The following is a 16,726-nucleotide window of genomic DNA, read 5'->3' as shown; positions in this document are numbered from 1 at the left end:
AAATGACATACAACATCGAAAAAATCAGAGAAGAATTTCCAATTCTAACAGAGGAAGTATGCGGACTTCCGCTTGTGTATTTAGACAATGCGGCAACGACTCAGAAGCCACTCAGCGTAATTGAAGCTATAGGTGGTTATTACAAAACCAGCAATGCGAATGTGCACCGCGGAGTACACAGTTTAAGTCAAAAAGCTACTGATGCATACGAGGGGGCTCGCTCCAAAGTCGCAGAATTTATAAATGCAAAAACCGATGAAATAGTTTTTACAAAAGGCACTACCGAATCAATCAACTTGGTTGCGATGACATTTGGAAGACGAAATATATTACAAGGAGATGAGATGATAATTTCTATCGCAGAACACCATAGTAATTTCGTACCTTGGCAAATGCTTTCAGCACTCACAGGAATGCGAATACATGCCGTAAGAACAGATGGGAATGGTGAATTTGACATGAAACATTATGAAAGCTTGTTAAATGAAAAAACTAAATTAGTTGCGATTACGCACGTTTCAAATACACTCGGCACAGTAAATCCTATCAAGGAAATTGCTCACGGAGCACATGAAAATGGAACACTGGTTTTGGTAGATGGAGCTCAAGCTATGCCACACATAAAAATTGACGTCGAAGATCTAAATGCTGATTTTTATTGTTTCTCCGGACACAAAATGTATGGCCCTATGGGGATCGGAGTTCTATATGGAAAATCAGAATTACTAAATGACATGATCCCATATCAGGGCGGAGGCGAAATGATAGAAAAAGTCACACTTGAAAAAACCACTTACAAAGCCGCTCCTTATAAATTTGAAGCAGGGACTCCCAACGTCGCCGGAGCCATCGGCCTCAAGGCCGCAATTGAATTTATAGAAGAAATCGGTATCGAAGAAATTCAAAAATACGAATCAGAACTACTGGAATATGCGACAAAAAAATTACAAGAAATTGAACATTTAAAAATCATCGGAACTGCAAAAAACAAAGCCGGAGTAATTTCATTTATAATTACAAAAGGTGACTCAAATGAATGCCTTCACCCATCTGATATTGGAGCTTTGCTCGACCGCATGGGCATCGCAATTCGCACTGGAAATCATTGCACCGAACCCCTCATGGAATACCTCAAAGTCCCTGGAACAATCCGCGCTTCATTTGCATGTTATAATACAAAAAAAGAAGTAGACCGCTTAATCGCAGGGATAAAAAAAGCCAAAGAGATGCTAAGCTAAATTAAAATGACACAACAAATTCAAGCAGAAATAATTTCAGAGTTCGAATTTTTCGATAACTGGGAAGACAAATACCAGCATATTATCGACCTTGGCAAATCACTTCCAGCTATGCCGGAAGATTTTAAAACTGAAGAATTCAAAGTACACGGCTGCCAATCAAACGTATGGCTTTATCCAAAATTACAAAACGATACAGTACATTTTTTTGCAGACTCAGACGCTATAATAACAAAAGGACTCATTGCACTGATTCTCAAAGTAGTGCAAGATAAATCTCCTAAAGAGATAAAAAATACCGATTTCAATTTTATTGAAACAATAGGCCTCAAAGAACATCTCTCCCCTACTCGCGCAAATGGCCTAAGCGCAATGATAGAAAAAATCAAATCCACATAATGAAAACTAAAGAGGAATTAAAACAAGAAATTATAGAAGCACTAAAAACCGTATACGATCCGGAGATTGCGATCAACGTATATGATCTTGGATTGATTTATGGGGTCGATATTGATGATGATAATAATATAGTTGTTACGATGACGCTGACTACACCAAACTGCCCGGTGGCAGAAACTTTTCCTATAGAAATCGAAACGCGTGTCCGTGAAGTCGAAGGTACAAAAGATGTAATTGTCGAAGTTGTATTTGAACCACCCTGGACACAGGATCTAATGTCAGACGATGCTAAACTTGAGCTTGGATTTATTCTTGATTTATAAATATGCCGGACTACATACTCACAACAGAGCCATCAGACGCAAAGAACACAATTAAAATTTGTGCATCAGGTGCCTGTAAAAGAAATTTTTGTGCAGACACTATCAAAGCTGCAGAAAAAGAGCTCGACATAGAGATTGGCAATACAACTCCTGATGGAAACATCGAACTCACAGCATGCGGCTGTCTAGGTAACTGCTCACAGGGACCATCAACTATGATAAACGGGAAACTCTTTGGCCGAATGTTTCCAAAAGAAATTAAGAAAAAAATACAAAAACTCAAGAAATCTTAAGATTCATCTTGCCTAAAGTACCAATTCCTTGCAGAGATAGCAGGTTGTACAACTTCTTTGCCATACACACAACAAGAGTAGATTCCCTAGTGATATTATTTTCACTATATTGAAGTCTTATTTTTAAGGAACATAATGAATCACAGAGTACAACTTAGTATAGAAGAATTAAAATCAGCTCGAGAGCTTATCGAAAAAGCGGAGCGTATTCTCATAATTTCTCATAGAAATCCTGATGCTGATTCTGTAGGGGCAAATAGTGCGCTCCGACTGGGACTTGAGAGCCTCGGGAAAACTGTAGATAGTGCATGTGCTGACGCAGTCCCTGAAATGCTAAAGTTTATAAAATATAGTGACCAATTTAAACAAGATTTAACTTGGGAAGAAATCAGTAGTTATGACCTACTTATCAGTGTGGACTGCGGAGCTCATTATTTGGTAAAATACCATGAGAAAATGCCAAAAATTCTTCAGGGGCAACCTCCTCTAATAAATATAGATCATCATGCGACAAATGATATGTTTGGAAGTGTGAACATCGTTGACCGAGAAGCTGCCGCAACATCACTAGTTCTATATTTTGTATTTAGATTTTTAAATATAGTCATCACGAACGAAATGGCGACAAGCTTGGTTGCAGGGCTTTATTATGATACCGGTTCGTTCAAACATTCAAATACTACCGCAGAAGTGTTGCAAGTAATGTCGGAACTAATGTTACGCGGAGCTGATTATGAAAAAGTTGTGAAATATTTATTCAAGACAGCGTCCGTAAACAAATTAAGATTATGGGGGCGCGCGCTATCGCGCGCGCGCCTAAATGACAAAAACGTACTGGTCTCAAACTTAATGGAAAAAGATTTAAGAGAATTGAATCTGGAACCAAACGATGCCTCCGGAGTTATAGATTATTTGAATACTTTACCGGAATCTAAATTTTGCATACTCCTATCCGAGGATTTACAAGGCAATGTAAAAGGCTCATGCCGCACCCAAAGAGATGACGTCGACTTAAGTCAAATCACAGGAGTATTTGGTGGAGGTGGTCACAAAAAGGCCGCCGGCTTCACAATACCGGGACGCCTCGAAGAAGAAATTGTAAGAAAAATGAAAATCATATAGGATGTAGACAATCTAACTATTCACGTAATGGCAAAAATTCTAATGGTAATTGGGTATGATGGGTTTCGAGATGAGGAATATTTTGAACCAAAGGTAATACTTGAAGCGGCGGGACATGAAGTTATCACAACTTCAAAAGAAAAAATTGCAGTGAGTTCAGTTGAAAAAAAAGAAGTACATGTAGACATGCTTTTTGATGAACTTTTCAAAGAGAATGCAAAGCCGGAAGAGGAGTTTGATGTAATAGCATTTATAGGTGGAGCAGGAGCGGAGACTTATCTAAATGACAAAAACGCACACAAATTATCATGGGATTTTTATAACAATAGTAAACTCGTAGCAGCTATCTGTCTCGCTCCGGTAATACTTGCAAATGCAGGATTACTGGTCGGCAAAGCTGCTACCGTATGGTCAGGTGCCAAGCCACAACTCTGCGCCGGCCACTGTCTATACCAATCAAGCGGAGTAATCACAGACGGTCGTATTATAACAGCAAGCGGCCCTGACAAAGCCACCGAGTTCGGGGAAGCAATTCTCGCAAAACTTCAAAAATAAAAACGACTATTTGAATCTATCCATAAAGTGACTCACGTCATAATGCTGTACTTCATCGATTAGAGCGGTTTTTTTATCTTTACGTGAAATCAAACGCTCCACAAAATTAGGTGTTTTTTTATCGCGATACAAAACTCCCATACTTAATTTTTCATAAATATCAAACGCTGCATCTTTTGCCATTTTTAAATTTGTCTCGTCATACCCTTCTATATCATCGACATATTTTATTCTATCCCAGAACCAATTTATTGGAGTTGCTTTGTTATAAGTCGGACACATCTGCATAATTTCTACGAATGCAAAACCTTTGTGATTTAGAGCAGCTCTCAAGACTTTTGTCATGTGTTTGGTATCTCCGGAAAAAGTGCGCGCGACGAATGTCGCATCAAGACCAAGCACAAATTCAGAAGGATTCATCGGCTCATTTGCGACTCCATCCGGAGAAGCATTCATCTTGTATCCTTTGCGAGTTGTCGCAGACGCTTGCCCTGTTGTAAGCCCGTAGTTTTGATTGTTATGGAGCACAAAAACCATAGGATAATCATTACGAACAGAATGTATTAAGTGATTAATACCTTCACTCATAGTCCCACCATCTCCTGCAAAAGCTAAGACTTTAAGTCTAGAGTTAGCGAGTGCTACGCCAGCGGCGGCACTAATAATACGGCCATGTAATCCATGTAAAGAATAAGTCGCAAGTTTGTCAGAACCATTTCCATTGCAACCAATGTCATAACAAAGTAGCAGATCATTCACGGTCAAACCTTCCAATGTAAATGCCCTCCTAAGAGCATTTTGAATACCCATATTTCCACAGCCTCCACACCAAGTCAGAACCTCAGGATAATCAAACGCCGTATATTCCGCCTTCATCTCTGAAAGTTTTTTCATATCACTATTTGTATTTGAATTACATCCCATAATACACAAAATTATTTTTTATTTTTCATAATAAATTCCATTACCTCCTCAAGGAAAAATGGTCGACCATTATATTTGAAAAATTGTTTTTTAAATTTAAATAACACCTCTTCATCTTGAAGTTTTAATTTTATCAAATCTCCAAGCTGCCCTGTATAATTACCTTCTATCAAACAAACATTACCATTCGCTTTTATAAATTGTTTCAACACCGAAGTTTTCAAAGGGTACAAATATTCATAGTGTAAATAATTCACTTTCACTCCTTGTTTTTCACATTCTTCAATCACATCAATCATCGTAGATTTAGTGCTACCCCATCCTATAAATGACAGACACGCATCCGCGTGTCCTTTCCCTGGCGTGGAAACATCACATACAGTTCCACTATCTGGATCAAACCCATATACAACCGGCTCAGGCAAAGCTTCAAGTATAGCATCCATTTTTCTAATTCGTTTCGCATACATAGCCGCTGCTGCGTAAGCTTCTTCAGTCAAACGCCCATCTTCTTTGTGCTCATCCCCATTACCAAAATAAAATGTTTTTGTACTTCCCGGTACCCAACGTTTTGAAATCCCATTTTCTGTAATTCGAAATCTATCTGCACTTTCAAGTGTAGCCAACTCCGCCTCATCTGTAACTAGCCCTCTCTCAATAGGAATCTCACCTTGTTTGAAAACAGGCACTGTAGTCTTCGTTTCAGCTATAACTTTTTCTGTCAAAAATACAACCGGCACTTGAAAGATTTCAGCGTAATTCATCGCATGTTGAATTAATTCGAAGCAAGAGGTTTGATCACTGGCAGCTATGACGATGCGAGCAAATTCTCCATGAGAACTATGAATTGCAAGATTCAAATCGCCCTGCCCCGTCCAAGTGGGAAGTCCGGTTGCAGGACCCGGCCTCTGTGCGATAACTACAACAAATGGACACTCAATCATACCTGCAAGTGAAAGTGTTTCAGTCATAAGGTCAAACCCTCCACCGGAAGTACCAACTAGCGCGCGCGTCCCTGCAAACATAGAACCAACTGCCATTTGTGCAGAAGTAATTTCATCTTCAGCTTGTTTTACAAGCATACCGGTTTCATCAGCATACTCAGCAAGATGTGTCAAAATCGAACTGGCAGGACTCATAGGATATGCGTAGTAAGCGCGCACCCCACACTGTATAGCACCTATCGCGATCGCCCAATTCCCATCGACCAAGATAGTCTCCGGCTTACTTTCCGGAAGTTTAATATTCATCTCAGGAAAATCAACTTTCTCATCAATTTCTTCAAATTTAAATTCACCTTTGTAACCAACTTCAAGACATTCAAGATCAATCTTCAATAAAGCCGGCTTGCTTGCAAACTGCTCCTTAACCAAATCCTCCAAAACAGCATAATCAAATCCAAGCACTCTCCAAAGCATACCAAGTAGCACCATATTCACCATCAATTCAGTTCCATCAAAAGAATACGCAACTTGCCGGGCCGGCAAATAAACCAATTTAACATTTCGAGCCGCGGCACGATCTTCAAGATCTTTCAAAAGTTCTCGCTTTTCATATCCATGAATCAAAACCCCACCCTCTCTCACTATGTCCACATATGCATCGAGTCCAACCTTATCGAGCGCCATCACAATATCAATCGTTGTAGACAAACAATGCACCGGATCATCATCAAAATCTATTTGCAAATTCGAATGTCCACCCTTAATCAAAGATGGATATTCCCGATCCATATTTATATAAAATCCTAAATTCTTAAGAGCTTTCGTCAAAATCGTACCAACAGAGACAAGCCCCATTCCACTTTCACCCGCTATTTTTAACGTCGTCCTAAACATTAGCTTTAAATTTTAGAAATTTCTTCAATCAGCCCCTTTGTCCAAAGTGGAATCAACCGATCCAAGTTCGCAACCGGACTCCCACTGATACGAAGCGGCCTAAAAATAAATTCACCATTCGCATCTTTTATAATTTCTTCGATAATCGGCACGGCCGCAATATGATAATGTGCATCATATTTAGCCTCTCCAAGACCTATAACCGCACATTTTTTACCTTTTAAATCATAACTCTTAAGTTCATGCAAAAATGGTTTCAAGTCCTCCTGCATTTCACCATGCCCATAAGTCGGAGCTGCAATTATAAATAAATCACTATTTTCAATAGCAGAAAAAAGCTCCTCAATAGAATACCTCTCAACTCTCATCAAGCCAACTTTACACCCCCCATCTTCTAAGGCGCATTGCACAGCCTCCGCCACCATCTCGGTATTACCACCTGTCGAACCATATATAATCGAAACACTAGCCATATTTATATATTTTTATTTTTGACAATAAAAACATATCAGAAACAAAAAATCTTACAACCTATAAGGAAATCTCGAGAAATTATTAACGACGATAAGTCGCATTCAACCATTCAACGATAAGACGCCATAATTCTTCTGGAGAATCTGCAACAAATTCATCAGGACGATTTGCGCGATCGATACCGTAATCAGTGATACGAGCCGTGTATTGCACATAGATATCGCTCGGATCTCTCACAAGAGGGTCATCACTGCCATACGTCGTCCCAAAACGTATATCGATATTTTGAAACAAATCATCCTCAGGAACAACGCCACTCAAATCAACTTGAAAAGCATTAGTCTTAGCATCAGTAATACGGTCCATAATAGTCCATCCGTCATCCTGCAAAGACTTAAACGCACCTGGCATCACCACTTCCATCACGGTCTCCATAGCATAATCTTGAGCTTCAAGTTTACGAACATTTTTATCAAGATCACCCCTTCTCCAAAACAAAGCATCAACTGCCTCCCTTACTTCCGGGGCAAGGCCATCAAGACAACTTGTAAATTCATCATACACAGGATAGATACTATTCGGTGACATATTACCTCCTCCAAAACATGGTAATTGACCGCCCTCAAGGCCAGTTAAGGCATCTAGCTCGTCAGGGTCTGTAAATAAACCCTTCAATTGCTCTCGTGTTTTCAAACGATCCGTTGCATACTCACGCCTTCTTTGATCTGCTAGAGATAGCTGATTAGGAGCTTTAGCTTTTCTATTAATCGTACCTGGCCCATCATGATTTGACGAATCTAGTCCAAAGTTTTGAGTATCATCACCACATTGTGAAGCAATACCAATAAGTGCAAGAGCACCTAATGCAGCAACTGTAAATTTTCCACTTTTATTCATATTGATTTCTTAAAACAAGAGACGTAACAATAACTTAAAACCACATAAAGTCAAGACAGGAAATCTAAGAAGCCTCTGAATTACTACATTCCACGACACTGAAATTCAACTATACCGTCACTAGGCGAGTAAGTCAATACTCACCGTGTAATGTTTGGATTTTAGCGCAAGCCAAAGTTGTAACTTTTGGCTTCTGATTGGCGTTTTTCAGCCTTTTAGGCTTGACCTGGAATGGTGAAGGGATGGTATTATTCTATCTCAAAACAAAAGGTAAAACCTGCATTGCCTATTCTACCATCAGCGGTGAGCAAAAAAGGATGCAAAACATAACCATCAATAAAACAACAATATTTATTAATCAAAAAACCATGAAAAATGCAGCAACAAAAAATTCCGATATAGCTACTTTGCAAACCACACCTATAAATCTTAAAAGAAAAATTGATTCTGACGTCGAAAATTTTTCAGACATACAACTTATGTGTCTCTGTAAAGAATATGGAGAGAATGCTATCCGCTTTCGACGGAAATTTATCGGACTTTTACCTGAAGTGAAAAAAAGAAAACTTTTTGAGAAGAAAAAATGCAAATCCATATACGAATTCGCAGCCAAATACGGAGGGGTAAGTCGTGAACATGTCGATCGAGTTGTTAATTTGAGTGATCGTTTTATTGAGAAACCATTGTTGCGTAAAATACTCGTAAATGGAGAAGTAAGTTCAAATAAATTGGCGAGAATCGCTTCAATAGTCGACTTGATCGATGAAATTGACTTGGTGGAAGCTGTGACAAAACTCGCTTGCAGGACAGTTGAAACGTACGTTCGAGATGTAAAAAGCAGGTTTGGGGTGAAGCATGATTTTGATGAAAACAGTTTCGATTTTGACGAGAAAAGTTCGGAGGCAAAGACTAAAAATGGCTCTCTTGAGCCGCTGAATGACCCTAAGTCTGTGCACGTGCACAAATCTTATGTAGAAATAAATACAGCGATAAGTCAAATCGATGTGGGTTTGAGGGAGGCATTGCCGACCAAAAAACTTCAGCTAAAACTGTCCGAAGAAACACTTGAAAATCTACTTGAGCTGCAGGCGAGAGGTATAAGCATCGATGATTTATTTAGAGAATTTTTACAGAAATGTAAAGAGGATTTAGCTGAAAATAAGGCGAAAGTGGTGGCAAATGAGGATGCGAAAGAGGCGAAGAGAAAAATGGATGGGAAGGCTGCCAATCGACGATTATCTGTGGGGGTGAAGAAAGTTTTAAAGCAAGAATTTGGAGATAGATGTTCGGTGTCGAGTTGCACCAAAAAATCAGTACATATTCATCACAAAGTGCCATTTGCTATCTCAGGAAGTCATGACCCACACTTGCTCGCTCCACTTTGTCGCGAGCACCACGATATAGTGCATTCGATAAACTTAAAATATGTTGAAAAGAAACTATGATAAAAAAATGGAGATGCATGAATTAAACTACATCTATCCTTGCTTAGAAAAAAACATATAATCCCAAATAAAAGCGTTACATTTCTCAATTTGAAAAATTAAAGCAGCTAACAATCAGTACCTCTCTTTTTCCACCCACTCACACAAATCTTTGAGGGCGCATTCGCTGCATTTTGGTTTACGAGAAATACAAGTTTGTCGACCATGAAAAATTATCTGCAAATGACCATCTATCCAATATTTTTCCGGAACAACTTTTCGAAAAGCAAACTCTGTTTTTTCCGGAGTTTTCGTCTTAACCAATCCAAGTCGATTTGTAATCCGGTGCACATGAGTATCAACAGGGACTGTTGGAACCTTGAACCATTGGCAAAGAACAACAGAAGCAGTCTTACGCCCAACACCTGGAAGTTTGATAAGTTCATCCAAAGTACTTGGAACCTGCCCATTATGATTTTCAAGCAATCCATGGCACATCCCAATAATACTTCCGGCCTTCGCATTAAAAAATCCACAGCTATGAATAATTTCTTTTAATTTTTCGATTCCAAGTTCCAAAATTTTCTCAGGAGAATCATATTTGGGAAACAAATTCGGCGTCACTTTATTTACACGCTCATCGGTACATTGAGCCGACAAAATAACTGCAATGAGCAAAGTAAATGCATCTTTGTGATCCAATGCGGGTTTTGGATTCGGATACAATCGACGAAGCATTTCAAATATTTCTATGATTTTTTCTTTTTTCATATAACAAATATACTCGGAAAATCTTAAAAAAACACCTTTCAATTCTCCTTTAACCAAATATACAAAAACGTATAAGTACCAAGTAGCAAAATAATATCAAATCCACTAATATCCAAACTTGCAAAAGGTATCGCGGCGCAAAAAAGCGTGATTTGAATTATAATCTCAAGAAAAATCCATGTAATACCTATAAAAATCTGAGACAATAAATTTGAAATCAAGCTTACCAAAAATGCGATAGCACCTGCGGCCATACTAAGTGGAATAAATGGAGCAACCATTATATTTGCCAGAGGTGAAACGAGTGAAAGCCGCCCAAAGTGAAACAAAATAATTGGCAAAGTGCTGATTTGAGCGGCAATAGTCATTTGAAGTCCTTCCCGAATCCCACAAATTTCCGGCACTCTTACAAACCACTTTTCGATTTTCGGAGAAACATAAATAATTCCACAAGTAGCTGCAAATGAAAGTTGAAATCCGGCATCATATGTAATGATTTTTGGATTATACAAATTCATAAGGAGCGCGCTCATAAGCAGGGTCAAAGTAACTCGTGTCGACCTACCAAAATACAAGGCAAAGAGCCCAATCGAACCCATAATAGCCGCGCGCACTACTGCGGCCGACATACCCACAAGCACAGTAAAAACAACTATAAAAATCACCGACAATACAACCCTCTTTTTACGAGCGACGCTAGCAAAGGCCGCTCCAACCAAAACTATAACAAGACTAATATTATATCCGGAAATCGCAATTATATGAGTGAGCCCTGTTATATTAAAAGCTTCCAAAATTTTATCGGGAATCCCCTTGCGAGCACCAAGCAAAAGTCCGGATTCAAAACTCGCATACGGCTCACTCCATAAAATGTTGATCCTTCTCTGCACAATATCTTTTACAAAAAATATATATTTATAAAAAGGATTATTCATTCCTGAAGAAACCTTTCGCACTCTCGGATTTTTCATTACTCCGTACACCTCATATCTTTCCAAATAATCTTTATACGAAAAATCCTCCGTTTCAAATGGCTCTTCAAGCAACCCAAAAACACTCAAAACATCTCCATATTCATACCGCGGATATTTTGGCAAATTCAGAAGCACGTACCCCTTTAGCCCATCAACCATGGCCGTCAACTTCTGACCGGTCCGCCGCACATCAACCTCGCCATCCACACGCACCTGCCAATCAACCTCTCGCCCCACATAATATTTCACCCCTCCCCGATCATCCCCCTGCAAAAAACTCCCATTAAAATAAAACACTCCGGCAAAAAAAATCAAAACAAACTTCAACCAAATAATCCATCTCCTACTATCATTACCACGCAAAAAACTCAATCCCACAAAAAGCCCACTTATCAACCAAATCCATTTTCCAAAAAACACATCCGCTTTGAACACAATCGAGAAAATCATCTCAGAAGCAAGCACCCCTCCCAAAAATGCAATAACACCATATGTGACTTTCAAAGAAAATTTCATAACTACCATATACCAAACGAAATTAAAATTTCTTTAAAATCCAACAGTACATCATTTAAAAAAACTCTAAAAAACTCCCAAACCAAGGTAAATCGGTTTTTTCACCTGTTTTCTAGCTTTCAAAAGTGTTCACCATTTTTTGCGCCGGTGTTTCGCCCCCCGTCCTAATTCGACCCTTTTTATTTAAGTCTAAAGTCAAAATATGTTTTTATTATTTAGAATATATGATTTACCTTCAAATGTTACTCTTAAGAGTAAAACTCCTCACTCTTTGCAAAAAATACGGCACTCAAGCGCTCTTCCGGCGCAGGAAAATGAAGCGAATGGTATACGAGTCCTGAGCGATGTAAGCGTATCGATAGCCGAGATGAAAAGTGTGCGGCCGCACACTTTTGTGCCCGATAAACCGCAAGGGCAAGCCAATCTCATTTTTGAGAAAGGGGGGATCGATGAAGGCGAAAATGACAATACGAATATCGCAAGAGATAGCCGAAAAAGAGGTTTCAAGGTATGTGCCACGAAAAGTTAAGGTTGGAGGCAGGTTTTAAAAAATGGTGAAGCTTGAACTCCTTCCCCTTCAAAATGAACAGGATTTTTGGTATAATTCGATGATAATTTGAAAAAATGAACACAGAAACACAAAAACACGACATACCGTTCAATCAACTCTTAACCGAAATCCACCGGATTTTGCCGGAAACCGGCGAATATTTGGAACTACTTTTTATAACGCTTAAAGATTTCGAAGGTGTGGATTTGTATACAAATAATCCAAATGCTATTTCCAACTGCGTCGAAGACATAGATGAGGTCGCCGAAGAAGTCACTGAAAGCCTTAAGACAGAGCTGAGCGAGGCCACAAAAACCGATCCCAACGTCATAGAAACCATAAGGGATTTGTTTAGCAATCTTCGAACATCGCTTTCCATGGAGCCCAATGTTTACAAATATTTTCTTTCCGAAATCTTCAAATATCTAAATCTGAATACTATGGATTTTGAGGAGCAATCTAAAAGTACCAATATTTATAATAAATATCGGGTACCGAACATCATGATAGATAGAAGTAAAATGGAACGTTTTTTCATAGCAGTCGGACTCGAATCCGTTCCAAACACAGGTAAAGGGAGTCATGGGAAATGGACGGATCCGCAAGCGGAAATGAAAGGATTTGCACTCAGCTCAGTTTCCGGCAAAATATGGATAAAAAATGAAATAACAGACCTTTTAAAAAAAGGAGTGTCGCTCAATAGAATTTGCAAGGCATGCAAAGAATGCAATATTCGCTTTGAAAATAAATAAAAATATGATTTAATTCTCTCTTACTATAATGACTCAAATGACAATTAATTTAGAAGACTTTGGAACCGTTGATGATCTTAATAATCAATCTACTGTGAACTTGGTAGCTATAGCGCAATCGCATACAGACCCGGAAATACTCATTGCGTTGGCGAGGCATAGTAATGCGCTTGTGCGTGCCGCAGTCGCAGGCAATCCCAATATCACCAATGAAATACGAAAAGTCTTGGGAAACGATGCTGAAGAAACCGTACGGAACACTCTAAGTAATAATAAGGCAAATGATGTCATTGCGAAGGTTATCAAAAACATTCGTGAAGAGTTCTAAGAAAAAAACAGCCTCATCTTGAGCTTATATCGTATAGCTCAGGATCAATAACTCGAGGGAAGCACGTACGCTCAGCTTTGTGATTCCAATTTTGTTGATAATATCCATGCCAAAATTCTTGGAGTATGTGATTTCAAATCTGTTCTTTTTAAATCCCAGTGGATTAACTCTCATTTACTATAGTTTTCTGCTGAAATATATGTAGAATATGGCGGGCTTCAAAGGAAGACTGTAACACATAGTAAACTATGAATTTCAAAGTAAAGAAAATACGCAAATCAAAGCATATTGAGTTCAAAAGAACCGCTTCTATTGCAGCGAAAAAACATGCGAAATTGCTAAAAGGACACCTGAAATTCAAAAACGTAATCTTGATCGTAAGTGCATTGGTAGTACTTTTATTCGGGTTGCTATTGTTCAAAGGCTTTATGTTTATAAAAGAATTAAGCTTCAAAGATGTGTTTATGGCGGTACTGAACAAGCCTGTACGAACCGATGAATACAATCACACAAATATTTTATTACTTGGAGAAGGTGGCGGACAACATGATGGAGCAAACCTTACGGATACGATTATGATCGCATCTATAGACATGAAAGATTATACGGTTGGTATACTTTCCGTACCTCGTGATCTATGGGTAGAAACAGAAGGCCTTGGAGGAGCCAGAATAAATAAAGTATTGGAACTTTCACTAAATGAAGGTGATACGGCCGAAGAGGGGCTGGAGTTAATGAGAAAAGAAATTCAAGAAATATTAAACGTACCAATTCACTATTATGCTTTAGTTGATTTTTCCGGATTTGAAGATGTTATAGATAGTATAGGTGGAATCGAAGTAAATGTACCGGAAACATTATACGATCCATTTTTTCCAAAGGGTGAAACGTATGAATATGAACCATTTTATATAAAAGAAGGTGTGCAAAAATTAGATGGAGAAACGGCTTTGAAATACGTACGAAGTAGAAAAACAACTTCGGATTTTGATAGAGCAAGAAGGCAAAAAGATGTACTCGGAGCTATACAAAGCAAACTATTATCATCTGAAGTTTTATTTTCAAAAACAAAGTTAAAAAAACTATATCAAAGTTATCAAGAAAATATAAAAACTGACCTACAGATGTATGAATTTATATATCTAGGTCGAAAAGCTTCAAAATTTAGTAGTGCAAATATAACTCATGCAGTGATAAACGATGACCCATATAAACAAGGAGGGTTATTATATACACCTGAGCGTGAATTTTATGGCGGAGCTTTTGTATTGGTTCCTCAAACAAATAAATTTGATGAAATACAAAAATTTGCAAACATAGTACTGTATAAAACAAACGTATTAATAGAGCATGCTCCTATACATGTACTCAATGGTACTAAAACTCCAAACCTGGCATTTGACGGTTTAACTTATATTGAGAGGTATGGATTTGACGTAGTGCGATACGGGAACTCAGAAGAAAAGGTTGAGGCGAATCAAATATACTACAGAACAGAGGACGCGAGTAAAGCTACACTGGAAGCCCTAGGTGAATTACTGGGGGTCGAAGCGGTGAGTGCGGAAGGCACTGAATATTCTAAAGAGAAATTTTCTTCACAGGCAGATATAGTTGTAATATTTGGGCAACAATTCATAGATTTCAAACAACAGAATCCTAAACTTTTTTACTCACTTTAAATTGAATACAGAGCAGAGTGCGGAGGCGGCACGCGACAAAATAAGATTAAATAAATTCATAGCAGCGAGCGGCTATACGTCCAGAAGAAAAGCCGATGATTTGATAGCCTCCGGCGCCGTCGCAGTCAATGGAGTCATAGTAAATAAAATGGGAATAAGTATAAATCCAAAAGTCGACAAAGTAATGATAGGCATGGTGAAAATCGACGGCATGCCAGAAAAAGTTTACTACCTACTCAACAAGCCAAAAGGATATATCTGCGCAAACGAAACTCAACATGAAGATAAATTGGTCACTGAATTATTACCGGATATGAGATTATCAACAGTTGGGCGCCTTGATAAAAACACTGAAGGATTACTAATAGTTACAAACGATGGTGACTTCCTCCACAAGATAGCGCATCCATCAAATAAATGTGAAAAAGAGTACGAAATAAGAATCAACAAAATAACTAAAAAGGAAGACATAGATAAATTGAAAAATGGTATTGAAATTGAAGTGGAGAGGATCCAAACCGACCGAAAGACATCTGAAAAATACATAGCAAAAGCAAAAAAAGTTGAAACTATAAAAAATGATGGGAAGCCAACTATAATACACATAACAATTGAAGAAGGGAGAAAAAGACAAATAAGATTAATGATGGAGCGAATCGGGTATAAGTATATGGATTTGAAAAGAATACGCATAGGGAGCATAAAACTCGGGAACCTGAAAACCGGGACTTATAGATCACTAACGCAGGATGAAATAAATTCTTTATTACATTAAATGCTTTCAACCTTAATTACACTTTACTTAAGCGCACTTCTAAATGGCACGAATACTAACATGCCACTTATTTATAATATGCCTCATAGGTCTGCAGGTATTGAGATTTTAAGCTTGAGTCCAATTCCGATTAAATCTGAAGATATCCCAATAAGATTGACCGCCGTATCAGCGCTAGTGCTCGATGTAAATTCCAACAAAATACTATACGAAAAAAATATTGAACAAAAACTACCTATAGCAAGTTTAACAAAAATTATGACTGCAATAGTTGCAATAGAAAGCGTCGACAACTTAGATGATGTCGCTACCGTATCAAGGAATGCAGCATTAATTACCGGCTCTAGAGCCTGGTTACAACAAGGTGAGAAAATTACTTATAAAAATCTACTTTATTCAATGCTAATCAATTCAGGGAATGATGCGGCGGTTGCGATAGCGGAGAACATCTCCGGTTCAGAAGAATTATTTGTACAAAAGATGAATGCAAAAGCGGAGAATCTTGGAATGCAAAACACACATTTTGCAAACCCACATGGACTTGATGACCCTGATAATTATTCAACAGCAAAAGATCTTGGGATCCTCGCAGGATATGCTATTAAAAAAAGTTTTATAAGATCAATAATAGACATAAAAGAAATGGAATTTCAAAGTGTAAGTGGGATTACTCACAAGCTCATAAACACTAATAAACTTCTGGGGGTTGACCCTGAAATCAAAGGACTCAAAACAGGATCTACTTTATCTGCAGGGGAATGCCTCATCTCACTTGCTATAAATCCATACGGGAATGAAATCGTAACTGTAATTCTAAATAGCTCTGCTCGGTTTAATGAGACTCAATATCTCAAAGATAAAATTTGGGAAACCTACGTATGGTGATATAATAAA

19 protein-coding genes are annotated in these 16,726 nt (G+C 38.3%); 13 read left to right on the top strand and 6 right to left on the bottom strand.

Annotated elements, in window-relative coordinates:
* The first annotated feature begins 2 nt into the window (after positions 1-2).
* The 6 genes from Q8P68_05845 (at position 3) to Q8P68_05820 (ending at position 3,930) form a co-directional block, all read left to right on the top strand.
* Positions 3-1,238 (top strand): SufS family cysteine desulfurase, encoded by a 1,236-nt coding sequence (locus Q8P68_05845; protein MDP4008685.1) that lies wholly within the window; start codon positions 3-5, stop codon positions 1,236-1,238.
* A 6-nt stretch (positions 1,239-1,244) separates the two neighbouring features.
* Positions 1,245-1,637: a SufE family protein gene (locus Q8P68_05840; GenBank protein ID MDP4008684.1), complete on the top strand. Its 393-nt coding sequence runs from the start codon at positions 1,245-1,247 to the stop codon at positions 1,635-1,637.
* The gene (locus Q8P68_05835; GenBank protein ID MDP4008683.1) at positions 1,637-1,960 is read left to right on the top strand and encodes an SUF system Fe-S cluster assembly protein; all 324 of its coding nucleotides are present in this window, start codon (positions 1,637-1,639) and stop codon (positions 1,958-1,960) included. The genes Q8P68_05840 and Q8P68_05835 overlap by 1 nt, the downstream gene beginning before the upstream one ends.
* Positions 1,961-1,962: 2 nt before the next feature.
* Entirely contained in the window at positions 1,963-2,253 is a 291-nt protein-coding gene (locus Q8P68_05830; protein MDP4008682.1) for an NAD(P)H-dependent oxidoreductase subunit E, read from the top strand.
* 135 nt (positions 2,254-2,388) lie between these two features.
* Positions 2,389-3,375: a DHH family phosphoesterase gene (locus tag Q8P68_05825; protein MDP4008681.1), complete on the top strand. Its 987-nt coding sequence runs from the start codon at positions 2,389-2,391 to the stop codon at positions 3,373-3,375.
* Between the two features lie 27 nt (positions 3,376-3,402).
* Positions 3,403-3,930 (top strand): DJ-1/PfpI family protein, encoded by a 528-nt coding sequence (locus Q8P68_05820; GenBank protein MDP4008680.1) that lies wholly within the window; start codon positions 3,403-3,405, stop codon positions 3,928-3,930.
* A gap of 6 nt (positions 3,931-3,936) precedes the next feature.
* Here Q8P68_05820 and Q8P68_05815 read toward each other — a convergent pair whose 3' ends face one another.
* The 4 genes from Q8P68_05815 to Q8P68_05800 all read right to left on the bottom strand — a co-directional run bounded on the left by Q8P68_05815 (position 3,937) and on the right by Q8P68_05800 (position 8,063).
* Complete coding sequence (locus tag Q8P68_05815) at positions 3,937-4,854, bottom strand: thiamine pyrophosphate-dependent enzyme (protein ID MDP4008679.1); 918 nt, start codon at positions 4,852-4,854, stop codon at positions 3,937-3,939.
* Positions 4,855-4,865: 11 nt separating this feature from the next.
* Positions 4,866-6,692 carry a 2-oxoacid:acceptor oxidoreductase subunit alpha gene (locus tag Q8P68_05810; protein MDP4008678.1) on the bottom strand — a complete coding sequence of 609 codons (1,827 nt, stop codon included), beginning with the start codon at positions 6,690-6,692 and terminating at the stop codon, positions 4,866-4,868.
* Positions 6,693-6,697: 5 nt separating this feature from the next.
* Complete coding sequence (locus tag Q8P68_05805) at positions 6,698-7,165, bottom strand: flavodoxin domain-containing protein (protein ID MDP4008677.1); 468 nt, start codon at positions 7,163-7,165, stop codon at positions 6,698-6,700.
* 82 nt (positions 7,166-7,247) lie between these two features.
* Complete coding sequence (locus Q8P68_05800; GenBank protein MDP4008676.1) at positions 7,248-8,063, bottom strand: hypothetical protein; 816 nt, start codon at positions 8,061-8,063, stop codon at positions 7,248-7,250.
* A 368-nt stretch (positions 8,064-8,431) separates the two neighbouring features.
* Between Q8P68_05800 and Q8P68_05795 the strand changes: the two genes are divergently transcribed.
* On the top strand, positions 8,432-9,508 hold the full coding sequence (locus Q8P68_05795) for an HNH endonuclease signature motif containing protein (GenBank protein MDP4008675.1): 1,077 nt from the start codon (positions 8,432-8,434) through the stop codon (positions 9,506-9,508).
* 114 nt (positions 9,509-9,622) lie between these two features.
* On the opposite strand, the gene nth is transcribed toward Q8P68_05795, so the two are convergent.
* Positions 9,623-10,258, bottom strand: a complete 636-nt coding sequence (nth, locus tag Q8P68_05790) for an endonuclease III (protein ID MDP4008674.1) — start codon at positions 10,256-10,258, stop codon at positions 9,623-9,625.
* 38 nt (positions 10,259-10,296) lie between these two features.
* Positions 10,297-11,757, bottom strand: a complete 1,461-nt coding sequence (locus Q8P68_05785; protein ID MDP4008673.1) for a ComEC/Rec2 family competence protein — start codon at positions 11,755-11,757, stop codon at positions 10,297-10,299.
* A gap of 193 nt (positions 11,758-11,950) precedes the next feature.
* Here Q8P68_05785 and Q8P68_05780 point away from each other — a divergent pair, with 193 nt between their 5' ends.
* The 6 genes from Q8P68_05780 (at position 11,951) to Q8P68_05755 (ending at position 16,717) form a co-directional block, all read left to right on the top strand.
* The gene (locus Q8P68_05780) at positions 11,951-12,277 is read left to right on the top strand and encodes a hypothetical protein (GenBank protein MDP4008672.1); all 327 of its coding nucleotides are present in this window, start codon (positions 11,951-11,953) and stop codon (positions 12,275-12,277) included.
* A 95-nt stretch (positions 12,278-12,372) separates the two neighbouring features.
* Positions 12,373-13,050 carry a hypothetical protein gene (locus Q8P68_05775; GenBank protein MDP4008671.1) on the top strand — a complete coding sequence of 226 codons (678 nt, stop codon included), beginning with the start codon at positions 12,373-12,375 and terminating at the stop codon, positions 13,048-13,050.
* A gap of 37 nt (positions 13,051-13,087) precedes the next feature.
* Positions 13,088-13,378: a hypothetical protein gene (locus tag Q8P68_05770; protein ID MDP4008670.1), complete on the top strand. Its 291-nt coding sequence runs from the start codon at positions 13,088-13,090 to the stop codon at positions 13,376-13,378.
* Positions 13,379-13,626: 248 nt separating this feature from the next.
* Entirely contained in the window at positions 13,627-15,057 is a 1,431-nt protein-coding gene (locus Q8P68_05765; protein MDP4008669.1) for an LCP family protein, read from the top strand.
* A gap of 1 nt (position 15,058) precedes the next feature.
* Positions 15,059-15,832, top strand: coding sequence for a pseudouridine synthase (locus tag Q8P68_05760; protein MDP4008668.1), 774 nt, complete (start codon positions 15,059-15,061; stop codon positions 15,830-15,832).
* Entirely contained in the window at positions 15,833-16,717 is an 885-nt protein-coding gene (locus tag Q8P68_05755; GenBank protein MDP4008667.1) for a D-alanyl-D-alanine carboxypeptidase family protein, read from the top strand. It abuts the gene before it with no gap.
* The last annotated feature ends 9 nt before the right edge of the window (positions 16,718-16,726 follow it).

This window comes from Candidatus Peregrinibacteria bacterium (assembly GCA_030700255.1).
Taxonomy (GTDB): Bacteria; Patescibacteriota; Gracilibacteria; order UBA1369; family JABINC01; genus JABINC01.
This window is presented reverse-complemented; position numbering and strand designations above follow the sequence as displayed.

Coding starts and splice junctions, on each gene's coding strand:
- nth (MDP4008674.1), bottom strand. CDS start 10,258: ATGAAAAAAGAAAAAATCATAGAAATATTTGAAATGCTTCGTCGATTG.
- Q8P68_05820 (MDP4008680.1), top strand. CDS start 3,403: ATGGCAAAAATTCTAATGGTAATTGGGTATGATGGGTTTCGAGATGAG.
- Q8P68_05845 (MDP4008685.1), top strand. CDS start 3: ATGACATACAACATCGAAAAAATCAGAGAAGAATTTCCAATTCTAACA.
- Q8P68_05775 (MDP4008671.1), top strand. CDS start 12,373: ATGAACACAGAAACACAAAAACACGACATACCGTTCAATCAACTCTTA.
- Q8P68_05800 (MDP4008676.1), bottom strand. CDS start 8,063: ATGAATAAAAGTGGAAAATTTACAGTTGCTGCATTAGGTGCTCTTGCA.
- Q8P68_05835 (MDP4008683.1), top strand. CDS start 1,637: ATGAAAACTAAAGAGGAATTAAAACAAGAAATTATAGAAGCACTAAAA.
- Q8P68_05825 (MDP4008681.1), top strand. CDS start 2,389: ATGAATCACAGAGTACAACTTAGTATAGAAGAATTAAAATCAGCTCGA.
- Q8P68_05785 (MDP4008673.1), bottom strand. CDS start 11,757: ATGGTAGTTATGAAATTTTCTTTGAAAGTCACATATGGTGTTATTGCA.
- Q8P68_05765 (MDP4008669.1), top strand. CDS start 13,627: ATGAATTTCAAAGTAAAGAAAATACGCAAATCAAAGCATATTGAGTTC.
- Q8P68_05815 (MDP4008679.1), bottom strand. CDS start 4,854: ATGGGATGTAATTCAAATACAAATAGTGATATGAAAAAACTTTCAGAG.
- Q8P68_05755 (MDP4008667.1), top strand. CDS start 15,833: ATGCTTTCAACCTTAATTACACTTTACTTAAGCGCACTTCTAAATGGC.
- Q8P68_05770 (MDP4008670.1), top strand. CDS start 13,088: ATGACAATTAATTTAGAAGACTTTGGAACCGTTGATGATCTTAATAAT.
- Q8P68_05795 (MDP4008675.1), top strand. CDS start 8,432: ATGAAAAATGCAGCAACAAAAAATTCCGATATAGCTACTTTGCAAACC.
- Q8P68_05810 (MDP4008678.1), bottom strand. CDS start 6,692: ATGTTTAGGACGACGTTAAAAATAGCGGGTGAAAGTGGAATGGGGCTT.
- Q8P68_05830 (MDP4008682.1), top strand. CDS start 1,963: ATGCCGGACTACATACTCACAACAGAGCCATCAGACGCAAAGAACACA.
- Q8P68_05840 (MDP4008684.1), top strand. CDS start 1,245: ATGACACAACAAATTCAAGCAGAAATAATTTCAGAGTTCGAATTTTTC.
- Q8P68_05780 (MDP4008672.1), top strand. CDS start 11,951: ATGTTTTTATTATTTAGAATATATGATTTACCTTCAAATGTTACTCTT.
- Q8P68_05805 (MDP4008677.1), bottom strand. CDS start 7,165: ATGGCTAGTGTTTCGATTATATATGGTTCGACAGGTGGTAATACCGAG.